This window comes from Pseudomonas sp. LBUM1646, from assembly GCF_059716165.1.
Window position 1 is genome coordinate 3,871,832 of record NZ_CP166810.1, and the last position, 21,690, is coordinate 3,893,521.

Genomic DNA, 21,690 nt, shown 5'->3' on the forward strand with positions numbered 1-21,690 from the left:
GCCTGCCCAGTCCGTTACCGAGCGTCCACCGATGTTGCTGGTTGAATCCCATTTGTTGGAGCTGGCTGACCATGCCCACCAAGATTGATAGCCTCGCCCCGCCTCCGCCCATTGATCAAGCCCGAAAAGCCGGAGACATCGAGCCATTCCCAAGTGGAAGGATCACTTATCTGGCGCCTTTGCCGTTGCCGACACCCATGCCGCCGCATGGTCCTCACATTGGGGAATTAAATGATGTGTACATGGACTTCGGACTGGGATGGCCTCAGATATTTTCATGGCAGGTGATATTAGGCGGCCCATTCAGTGTTGCCTTCTCGGTTGCGTTTCTGTTTCCACTAATTGGCGGCTTCCTGTTTTTTCTGTTCGGAATGGGTTGGGACGACATCACTGACGCCATACAGGGCGTTTTTCTAGTGTCATACGGAAATGCAGCACTAACCGGTATTACTTCCTTAGTCATCGGCCTCTGCGTCTGGCACCACAACCACAAAAAACGCCTCCAAATCATCCCCACCCGCTTCAACCGCCAACGCCGCGAAGTCTCCTTCATGCCCGAAGACGCCACCGCCCCTGTCTTCGTCCCCTGGGAATCCCTCTCCGCCTGGGTCATCGAGTCCCAGGCCGCCACCCAATACGGCATCCAGCGCCAATACGGCATGGGCATCGGTTTCCGGCATGGCGAAACCCTGACCAGCGTCGAATTCCCCTGCTTCGGCTTGTCCATCGCCATCAGCCACTGGGAAGCGATTCGCGGGTACATGGAATACGAAATCCACGATCTCAAGAGCATTCAGGACCTTGAAGACCTGCAACTCCCCGACGACCCGCCCCACGAAGGCCTGCACACCTTCCACAACGCCCGCGCGCACATGCATCAGGAGATTCGCGACGGCGAGCGCAACCGGCTATCGGGGTTTTTCTGGTACCTGTACCACGTGATGACCCTATGGACGATCCCCAACTACCTGACCGAATGGGAAGTCCGCCGCCTCCAGAAATTGGGCCCGCAGGCGATGCCCGAGGTGATGCAGCAATGGTCCGAACCGCTGCCGAAAGAGCAATGGGCGAAACCGAGTGAAGAACTGGTGCGGATGAGCGAACAAGTACGAGCGCTGCATAAGCGACAGCCGAGGCGAGCCATTACCGAGATTTTTGCTGAAGTGCAGCGGTTGAATTCCGGCTGCAAACTTGGCGGATAAAGAGGCTTTTTGTGGCGAGGGAGCTTGCTCCCGCTCGGCTGCGCCGCAGTCGCAGCCCGGATAATCCGGTGTATCTGAAGGAAAAACGGGGCCGCTTCGCCCCCCAACGGGGACAAGCCCCTCGCCACAAGATCAGTGTCCGACCACATCCAACGTGTTTGCCAGTAAACTCCCTCCCCTTTAGCCGCCATCATTTCCCACGCGGCCATCACCTTATTTCCTACGGAGTACGCCTTGCGTCTGTTCCACACCTCCGACTGGCACCTTGGGCAGAACCTGCACGGCCAGGACCGCGATTTCGAGCACGGTTGTTTCCTTGAGTGGCTGTTGCGCCAGCTGAAGCTGGACCAGCCCGACGTGCTGCTGATCGCTGGCGATATTTTTGACACGGTCAACCCGCCGGTCAAAGCCCAGGAACGTCTTTACGATTTCATCGTCAGCGCCCACGAGCAGCAGCCGCTGCTCACCATCGTGATGATTGCCGGCAACCACGACTCCGGCTCGCGGATTGAACTGCCGGCGCCGCTGATGCGGCGTCTGCGCACTCACGCACTGGGCCGGGTGTTGTGGCTCGATGACGGGCAACTGGACGCCGAGCGCCTGCTGTTGCCGCTGCCCGACGCCAAAGGCGAGATTGCCGGTTGGTGCCTGGCGCTGCCATTCCTGCGTCCTGCGGAGGTGACCGGCGCGCAGTTGGGCGACCACTATTTGCGCGGTATTGGTCAAGTGCACGAATGGCTGATCGAAGCGGCGAACGCCAAGCGCAAGCCGGGCCAGGCCTTGATCGCCATCAGTCACGCGCACATGGCCGGCGGTTCAGTGTCGGAGGATTCCGAGCGCAGCCTGATCATCGGCAATGCCGAGGCGCTGCCGGCCAGTCTGTTCGGACCGAGCATCAGCTATGTGGCCCTCGGTCATTTGCACAAGCCGCAGAAGGTCAACGGCGAAGAACGCATCCGCTACAGCGGCTCGCCGATTCCGCTGTCGTTTTCCGAGATCAACTATCAGCATCAGATTCTCGACATCACCCTCGACGGCGAAACCCTGGTCAGCGTCGAACCGAAACTGATCCCGCGTGCAGTCAACCTGCAACGGATCGGCCCGGCGCCGCTGGCGGAAGTGTTGCTGCTATTGGCGGACCTGCCGAACATTGATCTGCTGGCCGATCTGCAACGCCAACCGTGGCTGGAAGTGCGGGTACGTCTGGATGAGCCGCAACCGGATCTACGCTTTCAAGTGGAAACTGCACTGGAAGGCAAAGCCGTGCGACTGGTGCGAATTGCCGCCGAATACGCCGGCAACGGCAGCAAGGACGGGACCGACGACGGCGCGACCTTGATCGAACTCGACCAGCTATCGCCCCAGGAACTGTTCAGCCGCGCCTGGCAGGACAACTACGGCAGCGAGGTCGATGAGCAAACTCTCAAGGACTTTGCCGAGCTGCTGCAAGACGTGCAGATGGAGAGCGAACAGCCATGAAGATCCTCGCGATCCGCCTGAAAAACCTCGCCTCGCTGGCTGGGCCGTTTGAAATCGACTTCACCGCCGAGCCGCTGGCCAGCGCTGGATTATTCGCCATCACCGGGCCGACCGGCGCCGGTAAAAGCACCCTGCTCGATGCCTTGTGCCTGGCCCTGTTTGGCGCCGTGCCGCGCCTGAACAACACCGGGCGCGATGCCAAAGTCCCGGACGCCGACGGTGAAATCGGCACCGGCGACCCGCGCACATTACTGCGTCGCGGCACCGGCGAAGGTTATGCCGAAGTGGATTTCGTCGGCATCGACGGCCGGCGCTACCGCGCGCGCTGGGAAGCCAATCGCGCCCGGGAAAAGGCTGGCGGCAAGCTGCAAGCCAGTCGCCAAAGCCTGCGCGATATCGATCAGGATCAATTGCTGGCCAGTCAGAAAGGCGAGTACAAGACCCAGCTCGAAGCTGCGCTGGGTCTGAACTTCGAACAGTTCACCCGCGCCGTGCTGCTGGCCCAGAGCGAGTTCAGCGCCTTCCTCAAGGCTGACGACAACGACCGTAGCGAACTACTGGAAAAACTCACCGATACCGCGCTCTACACGCGTCTGGGACGCCGGGCGTACGACAAGACCAAAGAGGCACGCGAAGCCCACAAGCTGCTGCAGGATCAGGCCACCGGCGTCACGCCGCTGCCCCCAGAGGCGCGCGCCGAACTGGATGAACGCTTCAACGAAGCCCAGCAGCAACTCAAGCTGCAACAGGCCCAACTCAAGCAGCTTGAAGAGCAGCACACCTGGCTCAAACAACTGCGCCAATTGCAGGACGAACAGCAGAGCGCCAGCGAGCAACTGCAATCCGCCCAGCAACACTGGGAAAGTCTGGCCGGTGAACGGCTGAAGCTGACGCGCCTGGAGCAACTGGCGCCGCAGCGGCATCAGTTCAGGCGCAAGACCGAACTCAGCGCCCAGCTCACACCGTTGGCCGCGCAGATTCAACAACACACACAACAGCAACAAGAACTGACCGCGCGTCAGACGCAACTCGAACAAAGCCTGAGCAGCGCCCACGCCGCATTGACCGAGGCGCAGAACCAACACAGTGCCGGTGCGCCGCTGCTGCGTCAGGCGTTTGAAGAGCAAAGCACCCTCGCCCGTCTGGCTAAGGATGCCGGCCTCAGTGCCGACGCCAAGCAACAAGCGGAACTGGCCTGCTCCCAAGGTCAAACCGCTATTCAGGGTTTGGTCGATCAGCAAACACAGGTCGCTTCACGCTTGGAGCGCATCGCCGGAGAGCTTGAACAAAGCACCCATCTGGCGCCACTGAGCGATGCCTGGAACGCCTATCGTGATCGCCTGCAACAGCTGATGCTGATCGGCAATCGCCTGAATAAAGGCCAGGCCGAACTGGCCGATCTCGAACAAAGCGCCACCCGCGCCGCCGAAGAACTGGCCGCGCAAAAGCAGAACCTGGAAGTGCTGTACAAAGAGGCCGGCGCCGAGCCCGAAGCCGTGGCCGAGCAAATCCAGCTGCTGAGCACGCTGTTGCAGGACAACCGCAAGCAACTGCGTGCGTTCGAAGAGTTGACGCGACTGTGGGCCAGCCAACAGGAACTGGACAAGCGCGGCGCCGAGCTTCAGCAACGTCAGCTCACGGCCCAACAAGAACGTGATCGTTTGACTCAGGACGGTGTAAAAACCAAGGCCGAACTGACCGTCGCCGAACAGACCCTGACTGTCACTCGGGACTTGCTGGAACGCCAGCGCCTGGCCCGCAGCGAAAGCGTCGAGGAATTGCGCGCACAACTGCAAGACGATCAACCGTGCCCGGTGTGTGGCAGCCCGGATCATCCTTATCATCAGCCCGAAGCGCTGCTGCAAAGCCTCGGTCGGCATGACGAAAGTGAACTGACCAATGCGCAGAAAGCCGTTGACCTGCTGAAGGAAAAACTCACCGATCTGCGCGCCGAAGTCGGCGGATTGATCGCGCAGCAAAAGGAACTGCTGCAACAGCAGGAACGGCTTGCGACCCAGCAACAAAGCCTGACACCAAGCCTCGAAGCCCATCCGCTGTCCGCTCAGTTACTGAACCAGGACATCGCCAAACGCGACGCCTGGCTGACCCAACAAAACAGTCAGCTAAACCAGAGCATCACCCAGGACGAACAACGCCAAACCGCCCTGCTCACCCTGCAACAGGATGCCGCGCGACTGGCGCAACAGCTGCGCAGCGCCGAAACCGCGAGCCAGCAATCGGCCCAACACCTGAGCAATCAGCACCAGGCGTTGAGCAATGATCGCCAGCGTCTGGACGAAGAACTGACGGCGTTCAGCAGCCTGCTCCCGGCCGATACCCTGGAAGCCTTGCGCAACGAACCGGCCGCGACCTTCTTGCAGCTCGACCGCCAGATCGCCCAGCGCCTGGAGCAACTCGAGCAGCAGCGCGACGAACTTGGCGAACAGCAACAGCGTCAACAGAAGCTTGAGAAAGAACAGGATCGCCAGCTGACCCGCGCCCAGCAATTGGAAGCCGCGCAACAGCAGTTCACGGTGCTCGCCGAGCAGCAACAAGCCTGTCAGCAAAAACTCGCACAATTGCTTGGCCAACACAGCAGCGCCGAGCAATGGCAGCAGCAACTCGACCAAGCCGTCGAACAGGCGCGAAATGCCGAGGCCGCCGCCAATCAGGAATTGCAAACCGTGTGCACGCGGCTGGTGCAATTGGCCGCTGAACTCAAGGCGCAGCAGGAACGCTCACAGGCGCTGGACACCGAAGATCGCGAGTTGAGCGGCAAGATTGCCGACTGGCGTGCGCAACACCCGGAACTGGATGACGGTGGCCTGGAAGCGCTGCTGAGTGTTGGCGATCAACAGGTCAGCGAGTTGCGCCAGCAATTGCAGCACAGCGAAAAAGCCATCGAACAGGCCAAGGTCTTGGTGCAGGAACGGGACAAACGCCTGGTCGCTCATCAAGCCCAACACAATGGAAACCTCGACGCCGAGCAACTGGCGACCGCGCTGACAGAACTGCAAAACCTATTCGCCACCAGCGAACACCGTTGCGCCGAATTGCGTGCCGAACAGGCCGAGGATCAGCGTCGACAGAACGCCAATCAGGCCCTGGCCCAGCAAATTGCCGGTGCTTACACCGAGTACCAGCGCTGGGCGCGCTTGAGTGCCTTGATCGGCTCGGCCACCGGCGACACCTTCCGCAAGATCGCCCAGGCCTACAACCTCGACCTGTTGGTGCATCACGCCAACGTGCAGTTGCGGCAACTGGTGCGGCGCTATCGCCTGAAACGCGGTGGTAGCATGCTCGGCTTGCTGGTGATGGACACTGAGATGGGCGACGAACTGCGCTCGGTGCATTCGTTGTCCGGCGGCGAGACGTTCCTGGTGTCGCTTGCGTTGGCGCTCGGCCTGGCCTCGATGGCGTCGAGTACGTTGAAGATCGAATCGCTGTTTATCGACGAAGGCTTCGGCAGCCTAGACCCGGAATCCCTGCAACTGGCCATGGACGCCCTCGACGGCTTGCAGGCTCAGGGTCGCAAGGTCGCGGTGATTTCCCATGTGCAGGAAATGCATGAACGGATTCCGGTACAGATCCAGGTCCGCCGGCAGGGCAATGGCCTGAGCACGCTGGAGGTGAAATGACCACGCTTTACTCCTTTCGCCGCTGCCCCTACGCCATGCGTGCGCGCATGGCCCTGCGTTATTCAGGGGTTGAGGTGCAAATTGTCGAAGTCAGCCTGAAGGCCAAGCCTGCCGAAATGCTTGCGCTGTCAAGCAAGGGTACAGTGCCGGTGTTGGAGGTGGATGGCCGGGTGATTGATGAAAGCCTGGACATCATGCGCTGGGCGTTGGCGCAGAACGATCCACAGGATTGGCTGCTCAAGGATGATTCATATGGTTCGTTATGGATGGAAAAACTGATCCTGGGCAATGACCAGATTTTCAAGGGCCTTCTAAATCGCTACAAGTACGCCGAGCGCTACCCCGAACAACCCATGGAGTTTCACCGCGCCGAGTGCGAGAAAGTCCTGCGCGAACTCAATGAGATGCTGGAGCGTAATGAGTATCTGCTGGCCGATCATCCGTGTCTGGCGGACGTGGCATTGATGCCGTTTGTACGGCAATTCGCGCATGTGGATCGGGAGTGGTTCGGGCAGACGCCTTATGTTCGGTTGCAGGCATGGCTCCAGCGGTTTCTGGACTCGGATCTGTTCACATCAATCATGAAAAAATAACCGGTTCTCCTACGGGATCGAGGTCAAGCCAACACCGAGCACATCCCCAACGCCGAGCAATCTACCTGAAATGGTCCGAGGAACCCGGCACGGGCCTTTAACGGCGGATTACCCACCAACAATCCCAACGCCTTGGCCGTCTGAATGTTGTGCGCAATGCTGTGATTGCATTCGATGGCCCGCGCCACCGACCCCGCCGAACCCTGCCCGATCCCCAACAGCGAAGCACCATTGGTCATGAACGCCAGAAAGGCGATGACCCAGAGTTTGCGTCCTTTCATGCGCCGACCACTCCCGCAACGTCTCCCTGATCAACCACCACGTTTTGCGTGCGGTGTTCAAACTGGATGGCGGGATAAGCGACCTGGATCGGTGCTTGAAGATCGTGTTGCGATTGAGCCGAAAGGCTCACCACAAGCACCATGGCCACGTAAAGACCGATGGCCAGGTAGGCGCCGTGTTTGGCAGAAGTGAGGATTGCGCTGGCCATGGTGTTCTCCGTAGGCATGTTTCAGTGCCCACAGAATCGATCAAAAAACCGAAGTTAACTAGCGACCTTTATGCATAGTAGCCATCAGTTTTTTTGATCATGGATCCAGCGTGTTTCAGTCCTCGATAAAGCTCATCAAGCGCTCGCGGGCCGCATCCGGCTCGTCTGAAACGGGCTGGGCAGCCGACAAAATCGGGGTGGAATAGAGAAACAGAAGTACCACTGCCAGACGCATCGCCATACTGCCGATCCTTTTCTAGTGAAGGAGTCAAAAAATCAGCGTCAAATTTAAACTGATGGCCAAGTGATATCAAGCGACCCATTGATATCAAGGTGATGCTGTCGTAAACGCGTTATGCAGGAGCGACATCACTCATGGCTTCTCGACGCACCGGCGGTCGATCAGAACAAGTGACTTCGCTCCTGCATAAAAGGTGCAGGGCTCAAATTTCAGGCTTGGGTTTTGTGATCCAGTGCAGCGTAGAAGTTGGCGCTTTGTTGCAGGTATTTCTGGGTGTAGCTCTGGGTGTGGGATTTTTTGCTGTTGATCTCAACGTTGGCGCTGGCTGGCAGGGCAACGGTGGCAGAGATAGCGGATGCAGCGATGATGGAGAAGAGATTGAAGTTCATGGCGGTGTTCCTCGGAGTCAGTTGGCTTGCTTGCCTGGTTAGGCCGTGAAGCAAACTTAACTCCCGAGGGTCCGCGCCTTGAAATGCTTTGTAGCATTAGCGGATATCAGTCTCATTAATAGAAGGTTGCAGGCCCCATCAACCGGGGCCTGCGGCCTATTGACGCACCAGGAACTTGAGATCGCTCGGGGCATCCATCGGCAGTTTCTGCACGGTTTTACCCAGCAAACCGGTCTTGGCATCGCGCTCGACGACGACAATTTCGTTGCTTTTCTGGTTGGCGATCAACAGGAACTTGCCACTCGGGTCGAGGCTGAACTCTCGCGGGTGATCACCCTCGACGGAACGGCGTTGCAATTCCTTGAGCTGGGCGGTGGCCGGGTCGATAGCAAATACCAGCAACTGATTGGCGGTGCCACGGTTGCTGACATAGAGGAACTTGCCATCAGCCGAAGCGTGCAACGCAGCGCCGGCCTTGTCGGACGTGGGTTGCCCCGCGGCCAGATCGACCAACTGCGTCTGCTTGAGCGTGCCGTCCTGGTAATCGAACACCGCGACCTGAGCGCTCATTTCCATGCTCAGCCAGGCGTGCTTGCCATCGGCGCTGAACAGCAAATGACGCGGCCCGCTGCCCGGTGGCAGAGACACCGAAGCCGGTGTGGCCGGCGTCAATGGCAAAAGCGGGTTGGCCTTGGGATTGAAGCGGTAGACAAAGATCTTGTCCGCGCCCAAATCATTGGAAAACACGTACTTGCCATCCGGCGAGGAGATCGTCGAATGCACATGCGCCGACACCTGCCGCTCGGGATTGACCCGGCTCGACGGATGACTGCTCATCTGCACCACTGGTTTGAGCTTGCCGTCAGCGCCCACCGGCAACACCGCGAGGGTGCCGCCCGGATCTTCGACCACCGAGTAATTGCTGACGAACAAATGGCTGGCATCGCCGCTGAGGCTCGAATGGGTCGGCTCGTTGCCCAGGCTCTGGACCTGATTGATCAGCTTCAGCTCAAACGTCTTGGGATTGATCCCATAGCTGCTGACCTTGCCGACTGGATCAGCCTGGCCTGGACCGTTTTCGTTGACCACGAACAGATGATGCTGGTCCTTGGAAATCGTCAGCCAGGACGGGTTTTCGCTCTTGACCACTTGCAGCGGCTTGGCAGCGATTTGCCCAGTGGCGCTGTCGAAGTTCAGGCGATATATGCCCTGGCTCTGACCCGCGGTGTAGGAGCCGACCAACAGCTGATAATCATCGACAGTGGCCGCCTGAACGCCCATGGCGCCGACGCTGCCGGCCATCAACAGTGGCCAGAAATTACGCATCTTCATGCTCTTCTTCCTCGTCGTCACGACCGCCGAAGGCAGCCATGCACACCAGCCGGTGTTCGCCGGAATCACCGGTGATGAGCCAGCTTTGCAGGGTTGGATCGAAAGTCGCTGCCTCGATTTGAGCCTTGCTGAATTCCCAATGCTTGAGCGCGCGGCCGTCCATGCATTCGATGTTCAGACTGTCGTCCTCTTCAGCAATGTAGAACTCGGAGGCGTGTAAGCCATCGATTTCCAGCAGGTCGCAGTTTTCGAGGGCGTTGAGCAAGGTGTCGGTTACGGCAGTCATGGCAATCAATCATTCAAATGGAAAGACGCAATGATAGCTCATCACGCCGCCCTCTCCCTCTGATCGTTCCCACGCACAGTGTCTGATCGTTCCCACGCTCTGCGTGGGAATGCCTCATCGGACGCTCTGCGTTCGGCTCTGGTGGGGACGCGGAGCGTCCCGGGCTGCATTCCCACGCGGAGCGTGGGAACGATCGGTTGCAGAGGGTTGCGTCCAGAAGTTAGAGCGCGTCGCGAGATGGCTTGCCATCTACCAGGCGCTGAATGCGCAGCGGGTTGCCATTCTTCAGCGCCTCCGGCAGCAAGCTGTCGGGGTAGTTCTGGAAGCACACCGGGCGCAGGAAACGATCGATGGCCAAGGTGCCCACCGAGGTACCACGCGCATCGGACGTCGCGGGATACGGTCCGCCGTGCACCATCGAATCGCAAACCTCGACACCGGTCGGGTAACCGTTAAGCAAGATCCGCCCGACCTTCTGCTCCAGCAACGCGGTCAGCTCGCCGAACTGTTCAAAGTCCGCCGGCTCGCCAATGATCGTCGCCGTCAACTGACCATGCAGCCCGTTCAACGCGGCACTGAGCTGCGCCTGATCCGCGACTTCGACGAACACCGTAGTCGGGCCGAAGACTTCTTCCTGCAAGACTTCATCGCCATCGATCAACAGGCTGACATCCGCCTTGAACAGTTGCGGCTGAGCCTGATCACCTTGTTGCGGACTGCCCGCCAAGTGCTCAATCCCAGGGTGCGCAAGCAGCTTTTGCAGGCCTTTGCCATAGCTGCCCAACGTGCCTGCATTGAGCATGGTTTGCGCCGGTTGATCAGCGATCAACCCGGCGACCTGCTGCACAAACGCACTGAACTGAGGCGAACGAATGCCGATCACCAACCCCGGATTGGTACAGAACTGACCACAGCCCTGCACCACCGACGCCGTCAGGTCGCGGGCCACGCTTTCTGCCCGAGCCGCCAGTGCCTGAGGCAACACGATAACCGGGTTGATGCTCGACATCTCGGCGAACACCGGGATCGGCTGCGGTCGTGCGGCGGCCATGTCGCACAAGGCGCGACCGCCCTTGAGTGAACCGGTGAAACCCACAGCCTGGATCGCTGGGTGCTTGACCAGCGCTTCGCCGACCCCGCCGCCGAAGATCATGTTGAACACACCGGCCGGCATCGCGGTTTTCTCCGCAGCTCGCAAGATTGCATCAGCGACAAGTTCAGCAGTCGCCATGTGGCCGCCGTGGGCCTTGAACACCACCGGGCAACCGGCGGCCAGTGCCGAAGCGGTGTCGCCGCCCGCCGTGGAGAACGCCAACGGAAAGTTGCTCGCGCCAAACACTGCCACCGGGCCAAGGCCGATGCGGTACTGACGCAGGTCGGGGCGTGGCAATGGCTGGCGTTCCGGCAAGGCCTGATCGATCCGCGCACCATAGAAGTCACCACGGCGCAGGACCTTGGCGAACAAGCGCATCTGACCGCTGGTGCGACCGCGCTCGCCTTGGATACGACCGGCGGGCAACGCGGTTTCGCGGCAGACCACGGCAACGAAGTCATCCCCTAGCCCATCGAGTTCATCGGCGATGGCGTCCAGAAACTGCGCCCGTCGTTCTGCACTCAGGCTGCGATACGCCGGGTAAGCGGTGGCGGCAGCCTTGGCGGCGGCGTCGACTTCTTCCGGGGTGGCTTGATAAAAATCGTGGGGCAAGGCCTCGCCGGTGCTGGCGTCGACGCTTTGCAGTTTGAGATTGCCGGCCGCGCTGCGCTGGCCGCCGATGTAGTTGTGACCAAGAATCTGGGTCATACGGGTCTCCTTAAAGGGTGCCGACAGTGCCGGGTTCGAATGCCGCATCAACCGGTGCAATACCGTTGATCAAAGGCGCGCCAAATTCGGCCTGGCTGATTTCGAACACATCACCCGGTTGGGTGCGGATGCCATCAGCGAAGGACAGGGTCGCGGTGCCGAAGAAGTGAATGTGCACGTCCCCCGGTCGCAGGAACTGGCTGTACTTGAAATGGTGATACTCAAGGTTCGCCAGGCTGTGGCACATATTGGCCTCGCCGCTGAGGAACTCGTTCTGCCACAACACTTCGCCGTCACGCAGGATGCGACTGCTGCCTGCCAAGTGTTGGGGTAGCTCACCGACGCGAAGTTCCGGGCCATAGCTGCAACTGCGCAATTTAGAGTGCGCGAGGTAGAGGTAATTCTTGCGTTCCATGACGTGGTCGGAGAACTCGTTGCCCACCGCATAGCCCAGGCGATACGGCTTGCCGTCATGGCCAATGACGTAGAGGCCGCTGAGTTCCGGCTCTTCCCCGGCGTCTTCAGCAAACGGTGGCAGCGGGAATGGCTGGCCGGGTCGAACGACGATGCTGCCGTCCCCCTTGTAGAACCATTCCGGTTGCACGCCCGCCTGGCCGGCAGCCGGCTTACCGCCCTCCACGCCCCACTTGAAGATGCGCATGGTGTCGGTCATCGCCGCTTCGTCACCGACGTGCTGGTGCATTTTGTCCCGGGCCGAAGCGCTGCCCAAGTGAGTCAGGCCGGTGCCGCTGACCAACATGTGCGCCGGGTCCGGGTGATCCAGCGGTGGCAGGATGCGCAGGTCGGTCAGCAGTTGCGCGTAGTTGTGGCTGATGCCCAGGCCAAGGGCCTCGACCTGCTGTTGCAGGCCGATACCCGCCTCGATCGCCGCCAGCGCCAAGTCGCGCACCGTGCGCGCTTCCTGGACTTCACGGACCAGACCCTCCTCGACAACGCCGACACGGCGCTCGCCATTGAGCAATTCGAACTGAACTAGACGCATGATTTTCTCCTGTAAAACGAAATTTCACGGTAGGAGCAAAGCTTGCTCGCGATGACGGTAAAACATTCAGCATTGGTCTCGACTGTCAGACCGCTATCGCGAGCAAGCTTTGCTCCTACAGGTTGGGTGTCAGGTACGGGTCGCGCCTCGGGCACTGGCGGCGAACTGGTCAGCCGGCAACACATGCTTGCGCTCCAGCAACCGATAAACCACGCCCGTCAGCACCAGCCCGAACACCATCACCCCGGACAGGAAGTACAACCCCGACGCCAAGTTGCCGGTGTATTCCTTCAACGCACCGATCACGAACGGCCCGATGTAGCCGCCGAGGTTGCCCACCGAGTTGATCAAGGCAATCCCCGCCGCCGCACTGGCGCCGGCAAAGAACCGCCCCGGCAAGGTCCAGAACACCGCTGTGCAGGAAAACAGCGCGAATGCCACCAGGCACAACGCCGCCAGTTGCGCCACCGGCAGCGTCAACCAGGCGCTGAGGAACAGGCCGATGGCGCCCAACACATAGAGCACCGCCAAATGGCCGTAGCGATCATTCAAGCGGTCGGAACTGCGCGGGATGATCAGCAAACCGATGATCCCGAAGATGTACGGCACCGACGACACGAACCCGGTCACCAGATCCGTGCCGCCAAACTGTTTGATCAAGGTCGGCAACCACAAACCCAAGCCATAGATACTCAACGTCACCGGCAGATAGAACAGCGCCAGCAGCAGAACCCGCTTGTCCTTCAGCGCATGCAACGGGTTGCCGTGGCGGGTCTGGCCGTACTCGGCGAGGTCTTTTTTCAGCTCGCCGGTCAGCCAGTCCTTCTCGGCCTGGTCCATCCATTTCACTTGTTGCGGGCCGTCGGGCAGCCAGCGCAGCACCGGCCAGGTCAGCAGAATCGCCGGCGTACCGATGACGATAAACAACCACTGCCAGCCGTGCAGGCCGAGGGTGCCGTCCATGCCGAGCAAACCGCCGGATACCGGGCCGGTGATCATCATCGCGATGGGTTGGGAGAGGATGAACAGCCCGAGGATCTTGCCGCGATGGCGCACCGGGAACCATTGGGTGATGTAGTACAGAACGCCCGGAAAGAACCCGGCTTCGGCGGCGCCAAGCAGGAAGCGCATTACGTAGAAACTGTGCGGGCCCTGGACGAAGGCCATGCCGATGGTGATCGCGCCCCAGGTGATCATGATCCGCGCGAACCAGCGCCGCGCACCGAAGCGTTCGAGCATCAGGTTGCTGGGGATTTCCAGCAAGAAATAGCCAATGAAAAACAGCCCGGCGCCGAGGCCGTACGCCGCATCGCCGATGCCGATGTCCGCGCCCATGTGCAGCTTGGCGAAGCCAACGGCGGAGCGATCCACATAGGCGATCAGGTACAGCAGGATCAGGAAGGGAATCAGTTTCAGCGTAATGCGACGAATAAGCCGCAGTTCCTGGCTCATGGGATCGGTCTCCGATTGTTGTTGTTATAGAACCTCGGGGGACGCCTCTCGCGGAAAACCGCCAGGGCCAATCCCTCCGTCGAAAACGACTATATAGTATTACTAATTAAGCGACAACGCTTCCAAAGCGCCGAATTTGCGCTTATGTTATCCGTCAGATTAAACAATATAGTCATACAATAAGAGAGCCGATTATGTCTGATAAGAAACCCACCCTGCGCTCCGCGCAATGGTTTGGCACGGCCGACAAGAACGGCTTCATGTACCGCAGCTGGATGAAGAATCAGGGCATCGCCGACCATCAGTTCCACGGCAAGCCGATCATCGGCATCTGCAACACCTGGTCGGAACTGACCCCGTGCAACGCGCATTTCCGGCAGATTGCCGAGCACGTCAAACGCGGGGTGATCGAGGCAGGTGGCTGGCCGGTCGAGTTCCCGGTGTTCTCCAACGGCGAATCGAACCTGCGCCCGACCGCCATGTTCACCCGCAACCTGACGAGCATGGACGTTGAAGAAGCCATTCGCGGCAACCCGATCGACGGAGTGGTATTGCTGACCGGTTGCGACAAAACCACCCCGGCACTGCTGATGGGTGCGGCCAGTTGCGACGTGCCGGCCATCGTCGTCACCGGCGGGCCGATGCTCAACGGCAAGCACAAGGGCCAGGACATTGGCTCGGGCACGGTGGTCTGGCAGCTCAGCGAACAAGTGAAGGCCGGCACCATTACCATCGACGATTTCCTTGCAGCCGAGGGCGGCATGTCCCGCTCGGCTGGCACCTGTAACACCATGGGCACCGCGTCTACCATGGCCTGCATGGCCGAAGCCCTCGGCACTTCCCTGCCCCATAACGCGGCCATTCCCGCCGTCGATGCGCGGCGTTATGTGTTGGCGCACATGTCGGGTATGCGCGCGGTGGAGATGGTTCGCGAAGACTTGCGACTGTCGAAGATCCTGACCAAGGAAGCCTTTGAAAACGCCATCCGGGTGAACGCCGCCATCGGCGGTTCGACCAACGCGGTGATTCACTTGAAAGCCATCGCCGGGCGCATCGGCGTCGAGCTGGAGCTGGACGACTGGACCCGCATCGGTCGCGGCATGCCGACCATCGTCGACCTGCAACCGTCCGGGCGTTTCCTGATGGAAGAGTTCTACTACGCCGGTGGTTTGCCCGCAGTGCTGCGTCGCCTCGGTGAAGCCAATCTGATTCCGCATCCCAATGCGTTGACCGTCAACGGCAAGACCCTTGGCGAGAACACCAAGGACGCGCCGATCTACGGCCAGGACGAAGTGATCCGCACCCTCGACAATCCGATCCGCGCCGACGGCGGCATCTGCGTGCTGCGCGGCAACCTCGCGCCTCTCGGTGCCGTGCTCAAGCCCTCCGCCGCCAGTGCCGAATTGATGCAGCATCGCGGCCGTGCCGTGGTGTTCGAGAACTTCGACATGTACAAGGCGCGGATCAACGACCCGGAACTGAACGTGGATGCCAACTCGATCCTGGTGATGAAAAACTGCGGGCCGAAGGGTTATCCGGGCATGGCCGAAGTCGGCAACATGGGTTTGCCGGCCAAACTGCTGGCCCAGGGCGTGACCGACATGGTGCGGATTTCCGATGCACGCATGAGTGGCACGGCGTATGGCACGGTGGTCTTGCATGTGGCGCCAGAAGCGGCGGCTGGCGGACCTTTGGCGGTGGTGCAGGAAGGCGACTCTATTGAGCTTGATTGCGCCAATGGGCGTCTGCATCTGGATATTCCGGATGCTGAATTGGCAGCGCGCATGGCTGATCTACAGCCGCCGGAACAGTTGATCGTTGGTGGTTATCGTCAGTTGTACATCGACCATGTGCTGCAGGCGGATCAGGGCTGTGATTTCGACTTCCTCGTCGGCTGCCGCGGCTCCGAAGTCCCACGCCATTCCCACTAACCCCTCCCTTGATCGTTCCCACGCTCTGCGTGGGAATGCAGCCCGGGACGCTCCGCGTCCCATTGGAACGCAGAGCGTCCCTTGAGGCATTCCCACGCAGAGCGTGGGAACGATCATTCAGGACCGTGTCCCGCCTGCTATCATGCGCCCCACCCCCATCGCCCAGGATCGCGCCGTTCCCCATGGATTACCGCAAACCCTCCGACCGCAAAAGCATGCACTCGCGCATCGTCCAGGAACTGGGCATGCAGATCGTCTCTGGTCGTTTCAAACCCGACGACAAACTGCCCGCCGAAGCCCTGTTGTGCGAAGAGTACGCGGTCAGTCGGCCGGTGCTGCGTGAAGCCACGCGCGTACTGGTTGCCAAGGGCCTGGTGTATTCCCGTCCGCGAGTCGGCACGGTGGTCAAGGCGCGCAAGGAATGGCACATGCTCGACCCGGACGTGCTGCACTGGTTGATGCAAAGCAGCCCGCAGAATGAGTTCTTCAGCCTGCTGACCAGTGTGCGCAGCATCATCGAACCGGCCGCCGCCGCCCTCGCTGCGCAGTACGCCACCGACGCGGATATCGCCTCTATCGGTGAAGCCTACCAACGGATGGAAGCCGCACCGACCCCGGAAGCGCTGCTGCAACCGGACCTGGACTTCCACAGCCGCATCGCCGACGCCACCCACAACGACTTGCTGGCCAACCTGTGCAACATGCTTTCGGTGGCAATTGCCGAGGCATTGAAGCACTCCAACCAGCGGCCAAACCTGCATGAACTGGCGCTGCCACGGCATAAGGCGATTCTGACCGCTATCGAGAATCGGGATGCGCTGGGTGCGCGGCATGCGACGCTGGTGCAGCTGGATGATGCGCGCAGTGCGTTGAATGTTGTGCTGGGCGCTGATTTGCCATAGAGCAAAATCAAAAGACCCTCTGAAAAGTAAAAGCCGCAACCCTCACAGGTCGCGGCTTTTTTGTTTCTGCGCCCCCCGCGCCATACCCCCTTCAATCGATGCATGTGCGGTAACCGGATACCGCACACGTCACTTCTTCAGAAGTTATGTTCAGGGCATCAACCATGCAAAGGACTGCATCATGCCCACCGCTTCAACCCCGACCGCCACAGCGGGATACACCGATATCATTGCCCGAACAATCAGCGCCCGGTTCAACACTCGCCCGACCCTACGCTCGGCAACCGCCAGCCTGCTCAAGGAAGCGCTGCTGGAAAAATACCCGCCACTGGATTTCGATCCCGAGCGGACCCGCCTCGCACAACCGCTCCCGGAGGGCGGTTGGCGTCTGACACTGCTGCTGGATGTCGTACTCGCGTATCTGGCGACCGGCACATCACCGGTACTCCGCGAACAGTATGGCCGCGCCTGTTTCCTGACCAACAAGGCCCCGACACACCTGACCCTCGACAGCACCACTTCGCGCGAACCGGACATGCAGGTTATCGCGGGCATCATTCGTGAATTACCTTCCATCGTCTTCGTCGCTTTTCAGCAAGCGTTGAGTGACTACTGGGATGGGCCGGTCGAGGCCGGGGCCAGCCGCTGGCAATGGTTGGGTGACTTGCTGAACGGCGTGCTGAAAACATCGGCAGTGCGTCTGTCATCCCTCAATCCTCTACACGCAGAGATCCTCATCGAGCTCAGTCAGCACCCCGATAAACAGCAGCGCCTCGAAGCACCGTGGTCAAAAGGCACCATCCAGGCTTGTTTTGTCAAAACGACTCTGGGCACCGGCGAGCACTCCATCAGCCTGCAAAGCCCGGACATCCTGGTGATCTGCGCTGAAACCGTGTTGCTGTGCAGCGTCACGGGCGGCATTGAATCCTTTCCTTCCCTGGACGCCTTTGGCCAAGCGTGGGCCGCGCGGTTTGAACAAGCCTTCAAGGCTGACGCCATCACCTGGAAACGCTATGAGCCCGACGGCAATATCTTCGACACTCAAGCGGCGCTGTTGTTGAACCAGCAATTGGAGGACCTGGCCGCGCTCAAATTGCCGGCGGGCCAACGCCAGGAGGAATTGGAAAAACGCTACGAAGCGATCACCGATGTGGCGGCGCTGTTCATCGGCCATCAGCCCCCCAATTCCGTGGTTCTTCAGCGCATCGCGAGCAATCTTCCCGATTGGCTGCAAACAGCCGACGCTGTCGACCGCATGACTTACCGCACACAAGTGCTGGAGCTCGCGAGCATCAAGCAACAGACCGGTGGTCGTACGTTCCTCGATGGCCTCGACGACCTTCACGCCTTCGCCAAAAAAGCCCTGCACAAACAGATGCTGGCGGACCAGCCACTGGCCCCCGGTTATGACGCCGACCAACTGGAGCTGACCTTCCATGTGCCCGTCGGCGACCTGGGCAGCGGCTACCTTGAACCGGTGAAAATGTCCCTGACCGAATTTGCGATCAAGAACCTCGCAGGCAAACCCAAGGGCCGGATGACCATCCGCCACACCGCTGATCAATTGATCCAGGACTGGACCACTGAAGCCTACCTGCTGGATCTGATCGCTAGGGTCAACGTCGGTAAACACTACCCGGAGTTCATCCGCACCGAGTTGCTTGCCGACACCGCCGAGGCGCGGGAACGTGGCCGACTGTTCGGCCTGGAACTGACCATCCGCTTGCCAATGCTTGCGCTGGAACAAGCGATCAAGGCAGAACAGGGGTTCAGCCGCCAGGGCTATCGCTACGTCGCGGCGCTGATGCACAAGACAGGGGCAGAGCGATTCGTCGATGAACAGGAGATCGTCCTGCGCCCGCTAGCCTTCCAGCGCAAAGCCGAGGCCGAGTGCGATGTGGCGGGCAACATGTTCATCATCGAACCCCGTGACCCGAAGGCCGATGGTCCGCACATTCTCTACCAACCGCTGTACTCACCTGCGCTGCGGCAGTACCCGACCCGGCAGGCCCTGCTGAACGCCATCGCACAATCGGGCCTCTTGCAAAGCAGCGTGCTGACCTGGCTGCCCGAGCGCGCCCGGCCAATCTACGCCAACAACGGCTTCAACGAACCGCACATCGTTCATATGCAGGTCGGTGACGAATTCAGCCGCCCCGAAAAGCCCGGGCCCGCGATTCTGGTCGGCGACGAAGCCGCGCAAGAATGGCTCGCAGCGTTGAAAAAAGGCCAGTTGATGACCCGGCTGTTCGAGAGCAACGCCCAAGCACTGGTCAAACTGGCGGATCAGCAATCGGTGTCCAATGCCGAGAGTCGCTGGGCGATCATCCTCGAAGGCAGTTGGCTGTTGTTCAACAACCTTGTTTTACCGCTGTTGCGCGGCCCGGCCATGCTGGTGGGCTGGATGCTGCAATTGACCCACAGCCTGACCCAGGACCTCCCCGCACTGGACAGCGATAATGCTACCGCGCGGGAGCAGGCCTGGGTCGATGTGCTGCTCAACCTCGGATTGATCCTGCTGCATGTGGCGCAGAACCGTGGCGCAATCGACGAACAACACCTCAAAGAGCTTCCGGTTACCCTCGGCCCGCTGCGCAGGGCCTTAGCGCAAACCCACGCCTCGGCGGAGATCGCAGTGACCCAGGCCACACCAGGATTGCCTTCCGAACCACCGGGCAGTGGCCACACCCTGCTGGACTTCAACTTGTCGACGGCACGAGACTCGGCCTCGGCCCGCCTATTCGGAAAGCTGTACGCGGTGCGGGTGCCATGGCCATCCTCGCTCCCGGAGCCCGTGGCCATTGGCGCGTTCAAAGGCCTCTACCGGATCAGCGACACCTGGCACGTCACCCTCGCCGGACTGTTGTTTCGGGTGCAGATTGTGCCCGGTCTCGGCGAAGTCTTTATCGTGCACCCAGAACGCCCTGACCATCCCGGGATCAAGCTTAAAACCGATGGCCATGGAAAATGGTCGCTGGATCAGGGCCTGAAGCTGGTCGGTGGCGGCCCCAAAAAGCGCATTGCGGCAGTACGAGAACAAAGGCAACAACGCATCGCGGAACTGAACCTGAGCCATCAGGCCTTCACCGGGCAGCAGGCGCAGATACAAAAGCGCGTCGACATTGCCGAGCAACTGATGCTGCTCAAGGACAAAGCCACCACCAGCACGCCACAGGAGCGGGCGGCGTTCCGGCAGCGTTACGTTGAAGAACTGGACAAGCAGACCGAGACGTATGTGACGCTAATGGCCGAGCACCACGAACTCTGCGCGCTGACGGATATCGCCATCGACTACGCCTTGCTCAGCGATATGCTGGAAAACATCATCAACAATGTGCGCAAACGGATTGTCATCGCTGACTATGATCGCTCCGCCGTCAACCTCAATTACAAGGAGTACAGCGGCAACGCACAGCAAATTTATGAGGCGCTAAGTGCCGAAGGCGACGCCGTGGTGGATCGATATTTCGATTTCATGCGCCAGACCGGCGCCATCAATGAAACCATGATCAAGTCCTACGAAGAGATAGACAGCCAACTCGAAGAACTTAAACGGATTCCCCTGCTGGGTGCCAGGGCCTGGCAACGATTGACCTCCGACAGATCGGCCAATGAGCTTACGGCCCTGAGAGTCAAGGCCTACCACCTGTTGATTTTGCGCACACTGAGCGTAAAGGCACTGGGAACCGAGGTGATGAACGCCCTGGGAACCGTCATCGAACCCTTGATGATGCTGTCGCGGTCCCATGCCGAGCTCCAGGGCAATCATGCTTACCAACGCAGTGATCGCATCGCTGTACTGGACAATCTAGTCGATCATTACGGCCAGGCACAGGATGCCTTGGAAAGCATCGGGATTTTCAACGCCGAAGAACTACAGATGCCGGCATTCAATCGCCTGCGAGAGCTGATTGACCAATTGCGCATTGATGCCGAACAGCGACTGGCCAAGGACATTCAACAAGCTCCGCCAACCGACGAAGATGCGCCGACAACCTCGGCAACCGCCAAGGACACGTCCACAACTTCGGCAACGTCAACCACGGAAAAAGGCACATCGGCCTCTAAAAGCCCGGCATCGACCCGCAAAAAAAAGGTGATCAAAACCGCCAAGGGCTCGATGATCGGTGAAGTTCGTCCGCCAACCGACGGCGAGACGGGTGAAATCGTCGACATCCTGGGACCGCTGGACGACAAGCCCGTGGCCTCGTTCCATGAACACACGGGTGAGCCGAACGTCTGGGTTGAAATGGTCGAAGCCAGGCCAACGCCCCCCAAAGCCTCGACCGGTACTTACGACCAAATCAAAGGTAATGCGCGCAAGGCTATGACCCAGGTGGACGGGCAAGTGCTGAAAATCGAAGGCTACGTAAAACGCGCCAGCTCACCCAAAGAAATCGAAGAACAGCTGCAGCGTGAAGCGCAAAAACTGGCTGGGTTTGCCGATGATCTACAACGGCACATTCCGCTACATAGCGATAAGGATTCAACACTGGTCGCCAACCTGCGGGATAAGGCGAAAACCCTCGAGCAAAAGGCAACGGATTTGCGCATCAAGATGACCCTGGATCGGCCGCCTACCAGTGAGGGCGTGCAGTACCTGTTGCAACGCAATCAGCTGTCGGTGCGGATGCTCGGCACCCGCGTCCAGCTGAAAACCGGGCGCAAGGATCTGATGCAGGAATACGCCTTGCTGAGACCCGGCAACAACACGCCCTGGTGGTATGCCCACTTCCACTACGCCGCCTTGACGGACGCCAAGACTGCTTACACCGTGGCACATCTGAAAACCGAAGCGCAACGCTTCGAAACCTACGAATCTACGTTGGCTAAAACGCAAGACCCGAAATCGATCATCGGCATCCATCGCGGCGTGATCAGCAAGGTATTGGCGGACACCGTGTTCCTGCCGCAGGAACCACGTTGAGTCGTCTTCCATAAAAAAGCCGCA

At 59.9% G+C, this 21,690-nt stretch carries 16 protein-coding genes; 7 read left to right on the plus strand and 9 right to left on the minus strand.

The genetic code is table 11. The features are described from left to right. Window positions 1–71: 71 nt before the first annotated feature. The 4 genes from ACA071_RS17640 to ACA071_RS17655 all read left to right on the plus strand — a co-directional run bounded on the left by ACA071_RS17640 (window position 72) and on the right by ACA071_RS17655 (window position 6,912). A complete protein-coding gene (locus tag ACA071_RS17640; protein WP_497640324.1) occupies window positions 72–1,202 on the plus strand; it encodes a hypothetical protein in 1,131 nt (376 codons plus the stop codon). 234 nt (window positions 1,203–1,436) lie between these two features. Then, a complete protein-coding gene (locus ACA071_RS17645) occupies window positions 1,437–2,681 on the plus strand; it encodes an exonuclease SbcCD subunit D C-terminal domain-containing protein (RefSeq protein ID WP_497640325.1) in 1,245 nt (414 codons plus the stop codon). After that, window positions 2,678–6,319, plus strand: coding sequence for an AAA family ATPase (locus tag ACA071_RS17650; RefSeq protein ID WP_497640326.1), 3,642 nt, complete (start codon window positions 2,678–2,680; stop codon window positions 6,317–6,319). The genes ACA071_RS17645 and ACA071_RS17650 overlap by 4 nt, the downstream gene beginning before the upstream one ends. Then, on the plus strand, window positions 6,316–6,912 hold the full coding sequence (locus ACA071_RS17655; protein ID WP_497640327.1) for a glutathione S-transferase: 597 nt from the start codon (window positions 6,316–6,318) through the stop codon (window positions 6,910–6,912). The genes ACA071_RS17650 and ACA071_RS17655 overlap by 4 nt, the downstream gene beginning before the upstream one ends. A gap of 23 nt (window positions 6,913–6,935) precedes the next feature. Here ACA071_RS17655 and ACA071_RS17660 read toward each other — a convergent pair whose 3' ends face one another. From ACA071_RS17660 to ACA071_RS17700, 9 genes are all read right to left on the minus strand, one after another. Beyond that, entirely contained in the window at window positions 6,936–7,193 is a 258-nt protein-coding gene (locus ACA071_RS17660) for a hypothetical protein (RefSeq protein ID WP_497640328.1), read from the minus strand. Then, window positions 7,190–7,402 carry a hypothetical protein gene (locus ACA071_RS17665; protein WP_497640329.1) on the minus strand — a complete coding sequence of 71 codons (213 nt, stop codon included), beginning with the start codon at window positions 7,400–7,402 and terminating at the stop codon, window positions 7,190–7,192. The genes ACA071_RS17660 and ACA071_RS17665 overlap by 4 nt, the downstream gene beginning before the upstream one ends. A gap of 115 nt (window positions 7,403–7,517) precedes the next feature. Further along, entirely contained in the window at window positions 7,518–7,643 is a 126-nt protein-coding gene (locus ACA071_RS17670; RefSeq protein ID WP_261985184.1) for a hypothetical protein, read from the minus strand. Window positions 7,644–7,852: 209 nt separating this feature from the next. After that, on the minus strand, window positions 7,853–8,032 hold the full coding sequence (locus ACA071_RS17675; protein WP_123514418.1) for a hypothetical protein: 180 nt from the start codon (window positions 8,030–8,032) through the stop codon (window positions 7,853–7,855). 156 nt (window positions 8,033–8,188) lie between these two features. Then, complete coding sequence (locus ACA071_RS17680; RefSeq protein ID WP_497640330.1) at window positions 8,189–9,364, minus strand: lactonase family protein; 1,176 nt, start codon at window positions 9,362–9,364, stop codon at window positions 8,189–8,191. Then, a complete protein-coding gene (locus ACA071_RS17685; RefSeq protein ID WP_497640331.1) occupies window positions 9,351–9,650 on the minus strand; it encodes a DUF5629 family protein in 300 nt (99 codons plus the stop codon). The genes ACA071_RS17680 and ACA071_RS17685 overlap by 14 nt, the downstream gene beginning before the upstream one ends. A gap of 220 nt (window positions 9,651–9,870) precedes the next feature. Then, entirely contained in the window at window positions 9,871–11,451 is a 1,581-nt protein-coding gene (locus ACA071_RS17690) for an aldehyde dehydrogenase (NADP(+)) (RefSeq protein WP_497640332.1), read from the minus strand. A 10-nt stretch (window positions 11,452–11,461) separates the two neighbouring features. Continuing rightward, window positions 11,462–12,454, minus strand: a complete 993-nt coding sequence (araD1, locus tag ACA071_RS17695; RefSeq protein WP_497640333.1) for an AraD1 family protein — start codon at window positions 12,452–12,454, stop codon at window positions 11,462–11,464. Between the two features lie 129 nt (window positions 12,455–12,583). After that, window positions 12,584–13,906, minus strand: a complete 1,323-nt coding sequence (locus ACA071_RS17700; protein WP_497640334.1) for an MFS transporter — start codon at window positions 13,904–13,906, stop codon at window positions 12,584–12,586. 194 nt (window positions 13,907–14,100) lie between these two features. On the opposite strand from ACA071_RS17700, the gene ACA071_RS17705 reads away from it, so the two are divergent. From ACA071_RS17705 to ACA071_RS17715, 3 genes are all read left to right on the plus strand, one after another. Then, entirely contained in the window at window positions 14,101–15,837 is a 1,737-nt protein-coding gene (locus ACA071_RS17705; protein ID WP_497640335.1) for an IlvD/Edd family dehydratase, read from the plus strand. A 182-nt stretch (window positions 15,838–16,019) separates the two neighbouring features. Continuing rightward, window positions 16,020–16,739: a FadR/GntR family transcriptional regulator gene (locus tag ACA071_RS17710; RefSeq protein WP_497640336.1), complete on the plus strand. Its 720-nt coding sequence runs from the start codon at window positions 16,020–16,022 to the stop codon at window positions 16,737–16,739. A 181-nt stretch (window positions 16,740–16,920) separates the two neighbouring features. Continuing rightward, window positions 16,921–21,666 (plus strand): dermonecrotic toxin domain-containing protein, encoded by a 4,746-nt coding sequence (locus ACA071_RS17715; RefSeq protein ID WP_497640337.1) that lies wholly within the window; start codon window positions 16,921–16,923, stop codon window positions 21,664–21,666. Window positions 21,667–21,690: the final 24 nt, after the last annotated feature.

Coding starts and splice junctions, on each gene's coding strand:
- ACA071_RS17640 (WP_497640324.1), top strand. CDS start 72: ATGCCCACCAAGATTGATAGCCTCGCCCCGCCTCCGCCCATTGATCAA.
- ACA071_RS17650 (WP_497640326.1), top strand. CDS start 2,678: ATGAAGATCCTCGCGATCCGCCTGAAAAACCTCGCCTCGCTGGCTGGG.
- ACA071_RS17655 (WP_497640327.1), top strand. CDS start 6,316: ATGACCACGCTTTACTCCTTTCGCCGCTGCCCCTACGCCATGCGTGCG.
- ACA071_RS17660 (WP_497640328.1), bottom strand. CDS start 7,193: ATGAAAGGACGCAAACTCTGGGTCATCGCCTTTCTGGCGTTCATGACC.
- ACA071_RS17665 (WP_497640329.1), bottom strand. CDS start 7,402: ATGGCCAGCGCAATCCTCACTTCTGCCAAACACGGCGCCTACCTGGCC.
- ACA071_RS17670 (WP_261985184.1), bottom strand. CDS start 7,643: ATGGCGATGCGTCTGGCAGTGGTACTTCTGTTTCTCTATTCCACCCCG.
- ACA071_RS17675 (WP_123514418.1), bottom strand. CDS start 8,032: ATGAACTTCAATCTCTTCTCCATCATCGCTGCATCCGCTATCTCTGCC.
- ACA071_RS17680 (WP_497640330.1), bottom strand. CDS start 9,364: ATGAAGATGCGTAATTTCTGGCCACTGTTGATGGCCGGCAGCGTCGGC.
- ACA071_RS17685 (WP_497640331.1), bottom strand. CDS start 9,650: ATGACTGCCGTAACCGACACCTTGCTCAACGCCCTCGAAAACTGCGAC.
- ACA071_RS17690 (WP_497640332.1), bottom strand. CDS start 11,451: ATGACCCAGATTCTTGGTCACAACTACATCGGCGGCCAGCGCAGCGCG.
- araD1 (WP_497640333.1), bottom strand. CDS start 12,454: ATGCGTCTAGTTCAGTTCGAATTGCTCAATGGCGAGCGCCGTGTCGGC.
- ACA071_RS17700 (WP_497640334.1), bottom strand. CDS start 13,906: ATGAGCCAGGAACTGCGGCTTATTCGTCGCATTACGCTGAAACTGATT.
- ACA071_RS17705 (WP_497640335.1), top strand. CDS start 14,101: ATGTCTGATAAGAAACCCACCCTGCGCTCCGCGCAATGGTTTGGCACG.
- ACA071_RS17710 (WP_497640336.1), top strand. CDS start 16,020: ATGGATTACCGCAAACCCTCCGACCGCAAAAGCATGCACTCGCGCATC.
- ACA071_RS17715 (WP_497640337.1), top strand. CDS start 16,921: ATGCCCACCGCTTCAACCCCGACCGCCACAGCGGGATACACCGATATC.